The organism is Streptomyces sp. NRRL B-1347, assembly GCF_000720325.1.
In the GTDB taxonomy this organism is placed as follows: Bacteria; Actinomycetota; Actinomycetes; order Streptomycetales; family Streptomycetaceae; genus Streptomyces.
This window is the reverse complement of sequence record NZ_JOJM01000170.1, coordinates 1-4938: the sequence shown is the minus strand read 5'-3', so window position 1 is coordinate 4938 and position 4938 is coordinate 1. Positions and strand designations below refer to the sequence as shown.

The 4938-nt window shown below is 72.4% G+C and carries 1 protein-coding gene; it reads left to right on the top strand.

Translation table 11 applies throughout. The features are described 5' to 3' along the window. On the top strand, positions 1-4938 hold a 4938-nt coding region (locus tag IG74_RS0144070; RefSeq protein ID WP_030689349.1), incomplete at both ends, for a type I polyketide synthase.

The window sequence follows — 4938 nt, the reverse complement described above, 5'->3', positions numbered from 1 at the left end:
CGCGTATCTCGACGCGTTGGCGTTGCAGCGGCGTGCGGACGGTCTTGCGGCGACCTCGATCGCCTGGGGTGCCTGGGCCGGTGGCGGACTCGGCTCCGGCCGGGTCGGCGAGCGGATGGACCGTTCCGGCGTGGTCGGGATGGACCCCGAGCTGGCGATCTCCGGAATGCAGCAGGCGCTTGAACTGGACGAGACGTTCCTGGTCATCGCCGAGATCGACTGGGACCGCTTCCAGCCGGAGTTCGTCGGTTCCCGTCCGAACGCGCTGTTCCGCGAGGTGCCCGAGCTGAACCGCCCCGCTGCCGCTGCCAGCGCTGGTGGCGGCGTGGGCGCTGGTGACGGCGACGACGCGATCTCCGCGCTGCGCCGGGAGATGGCGGAGCTGTCCCCCGCCGAGCAGCCCAAGCTCCTCCTGGAACTGGTGCGCAACCAGGCCGCCGACGTCCTCGGCTACGACAGCGCCGACGCGGTGGAGGCCGAGCGCGCCTTCCGCGACCTCGGCTTCGACTCGCTGACCGCCGTCGAACTGCGCAACCGCCTCGGCGTGGTCACCGGCCTCCGGCTGCCGGTCACCTGTGTCTTCGACTACCCGAACGCCACCGTTCTGGCCCGGTATCTGCACACCGAGATGTTCGGCGAGCAGTCGGTCACCGGGAGCGCCAGCGCCGCCGCGCCCAAGCGGCCGGAGGCGCTCGACAAGGCCGTCGACACCGATGAGCCCATCGCCATCATCGGCATGAGCTGCCGGTTCCCCGGCGGGGTACGCACCCCCGAGGCGCTGTGGGACCTGCTGATGGCCGAGAGCGATGTGATCTCCGGGTTCCCCGAGGACCGCGACTGGGACACCGACAGCCTCTACGACCCGGACCCCGAGAAGTCCGGTACCAGCTATGTCCGGGCGGGCGGCTTCCTCGACGAGGTCGGCCACTTCGACCCGGCGTTCTTCGGGATCTCGCCGCGCGAGGCGATGGCGATCGACCCGCAGCAGCGGCTGCTCCTCGAGACGTCCTGGGAGGCGTTCGAGCGCGCCGGCATCGACCCCGTGGCGCTGCGCGGAACCCAGACCGGAGTCTTCGTCGGCTCCAACTACCACGACTACGGTTCACGCATCCTGAAGGACGCCGAAGGAGTGGAGGGGTATCTCGGCCTCGGCAGCGCCCCCAGCGTCTCCTCCGGCCGTATCTCCTACACCTTCGGCTTCGAGGGCCCGGCCGTCACGGTGGACACCGCGTGTTCGTCGTCGCTGGTCGCCCTGCACATGGCCGTGCAGTCGCTGCGCCAGGGGGAGTCCTCCGTGGCACTGGCCGGCGGTGTCACGATCATGGCCACACCGGGCACGTTCATCGAGTTCAGCGCCCAGCGCGTGCTGTCGTTCGACGGCCGCTGCAAGGCGTTCGCGGCATCGGCCGACGGCACCGGCTGGTCCGAGGGCGTGGGCATGCTCCTCGTGGAGCGGCTGTCGGACGCCCAGCGCAACGGCCACAAGGTGCTGGCCGTCATCCGGGGTTCGGCGATCAACCAGGACGGCGCCAGCAATGGCCTTACGGCGCCCAACGGCCCGTCCCAGCAGCGGCTGATCGAGCAGACGCTGGCCGGCGCCCGGCTGGCCTCCGCCGACGTGGACGTGGTCGAGGCCCATGGCACCGGCACGCCCCTCGGCGACCCGATCGAGGCGCAGGCACTGCTGGCCACCTACGGCCAGGGCCGCCCCGAGGGCCGTCCGTTGCTGCTGGGCGCCATCAAGTCGAACATCGGTCACACGCAGGCCGCGGCCGGTGTCGCGGGCGTCATCAAAATGGTGATGGCCATGCGCGAGGGCGTCCTGCCGAAGACCTTGCACGTGGACGAGGCGACACCGCACGTGGACTGGTCGGCGGGCGACGTCGAGCTGCTGACCGAGACGGTGCCCTGGCCGGAGACGGACCGTCCGCGCCGGGCGGCGGTGTCCGCCTTCGGCGTGAGCGGCACCAACGCGCACACGATCATCGAGCAGGCGCCGGTCACCGACGATCCGGAGGCGCCGCGGGCCACGGCCGCCCCGGACACCACCGGGGCCCCGGTGCCGTGGATCCTCTCCGGCAGGACCGACGCCGCCCTGCGCGGCCAGGCCGAGCGGCTGCGGGACCAACTCGCCACGCTCACCGAAGAGGTCGCGCCCACGGTGGACGTCGCCTATTCCCTGGCGACGACCCGCTCGCTCTTCGACCAGCGGGCCGCCCTGGTGGGCGAGGACCGCGTGGACATGCTGCGCGCCCTCGACGCCCTCGCGAAGGGCGAGACCGCGCCCGGCGTCGTACGGGGCACGGCGGGGGCGGCCGGTAAGACGGCGTTCCTGTTCTCGGGTCAGGGCGCGCAACGCCTGGGTATGGGACGGGAGTTGTACGACGCCTTCCCGGTGTTCGCCGACGCGTGGGACGAGGTGTGCGCGCATTTGGACGTGCTGCTCGATCGTCCGCTGCGGGATGTGGTGTTCGCGGCGGAGGGCAGCGCGGAGGCCGAGCTGCTGGACGGGACGGCGTTCACGCAGCCCGCGCTGTTCGCCGTCGAAGTGGCGCTGTTCCGGCTCCTTGAGCACTGGGGTGTCGTCCCGGATGTGGTGATCGGGCATTCCATCGGTGAGATCGCCGCCGCGCATGTGGCCGGAGTGTTCTCCCTTGAGGACGCGTGCGCCCTGGTAGCCGCCCGTGGCCGTCTGATGCAGGCCCTGCCGGAGGGCGGCGCCATGGTCGCCATCGAGACGTCCGAGGAAGAGGTCTCCGGAACGCTCGCCGGTCGTGAGACCGAGGTGAGCGTCGCTGCGGTCAACGGTCCGACGGCCGTGGTCATCGCCGGTGACGAGGCCGTCGTACTGGAGATTGCCGGTCAGTGGTCGGAGCAGGGCCGCAAGACCCGCCGCCTGCGGGTCAGCCACGCCTTCCACTCCCCGCGCATGGACGCGATGCTCGGTGACTTCCGCAAGGTCGTCGAAGAGCTGGCCTTCGCCGAGCCGGCCATCTCCCTGGTCTCCAATGTGACCGGTGAACCGGCGGGCGCCGACGAGGTGTGTTCGCCGGAGTACTGGGTCCGCCACGTGCGGGAGGCCGAACTCCACGTCCACGGAGCCTCGGTGGAGTGGGAGTCCGTCTTCGCCGGGCGCGGCGCGCGGACGGTCGAGCTGCCGACGTACGCCTTCCAGCGCGAGCGCTACTGGCTGGAGGCCCTGACGTCGTTCGCCAGCGATGTGACCGCCGTGGGGCTCGTCCCGCCCACGCATCCGCTGCTGGGCGCCGCCGTCGAACTGCCCGACGCGGACGGCTTCCTGTTCACCAGCCGCCTCTCGCCGCAGACCGACCCGTGGCTCGTCGACCACATGGTGCAGGACACGATCCTGCTGCCCGGCACCGCCTTCCTCGAACTGGCCCTGCACATCGCCGACCAGGTGGGATGCGACCGGGTCGAGGAGCTGACCCTCACGGCGCCGCTGGCGCTGCCCGAGCGGGGCGCGGTCCATCTCCAGCTGGCGGTGGGCGGACCGGACGAGAACGGCACGCGCTCGCTGAACGTGTACTCCCGGCCGGAGGACTCCACCATGGAGCAGCCGTGGACACAGCACGCCTCCGGTCTGCTCGCGCGGAGCCGGGCGCAGGACGACACCGGCCGGGCCGACCTCGCCGTATGGCCCCCGGAGGGCGCCGAACGGATCGACATCGAGGACGTCTACGCCCGGATGGCCGCGGGCGGCTTCGCCTACGGCCCGGTCTTCCAGGGGCTGCGATCGGTGTGGATCCGTGGTGACGAGGTCTTCGCCGAGGTGCGTCTGCCCGAGGAGAACGCGCCGGACGCGGAGCGGTTCGGACTGCACCCGGCCCTGCTGGACGCGGCGGTCCAGGCCGTCATGTTCGTGCCGCAGGAGGAGGCGGGCCTTGCCAGGCTTCCGTTCTCCTGGACCGGCGTATCGCTGCGGGCCACGGGCGCCTCGGAACTGAGGGTGCGCCTCAGCTCGCTCGGGCCCGACTCGATCGGCCTCGCCGTGGCCGACACCAGCGGTCGGGCCGTGGCCACCGTCGACTCCCTGGTGCTGCGGCTGGTGGCGGAGGGCCAGATCCAGTCGCCCGGCTCCGCGGCGGCCGGGCACGACTCGCTCTTCCGGCTGGACTGGACCCCCGTTCCCGTCGGCGCGCCTGCTCCGGCCTCCGAGGGGACGTGGGCCGTGCTGGGCACGGACGGCCTGGGGGTGCGCTCCGGTCTGGAGGGCGCGGGTGCCGACGTGGTGTCGTACGCGGATCTGGCCGCGCTGCGCGAGGCGGTCGACTCCGGGGCCACGCCGCCGGACGTCGTCATGGTGGCGGGCGCCGCGGACGCGGCCGGCATCGACGACGGGGCGGATCTGGCCGGACGGGTACGTGGTGCCGCGTACCGCGCGCTGGAACTGGTGCGGTCGTGGGTCACCGACGAGCGGTTCGGCGACTCCTACCTGGTGTTCGTGACCCGCGGTGCGATGGGTGCCCGGTCCTCCGGTGAGGTGCGCACCCCGGCCGAGGCCGCCGTGTGGGGCCTGCTGCGCTCCGCGCAGACCGAGCACCCCGGGAAGTTCCTGCTGGTGGACCTGGACCCGGAGGACCACGGCGACGTGTCCTCGGCGCTACGGGCGGCGCTGACCGCCGAGGAGCCGCAGGTGGCCGTGCGGGACGGACGGGTGCTCGCGGCGCGTCTGGCCCGGGTGGTCCCGGCCGAGGACCTGCCCGCACCGGAGACCCCGCCGTTCGACGGCCGTGGCACGGTGCTGATCACGGGTGGTACGGGTGGTCTGGGTGCGTTGCTGGCCCGTCATCTCGTCGTGGAGCACGGTGTGCGTTCTGCGGTGCTGACGAGTCGTCGTGGCGTGGAGGCGCCGGGTGCGGCGGAGTTGGTGGCGGAGCTGGCGGGGCTGGGTGCCGAGGCGCGGGCGGTGGCGTGTGA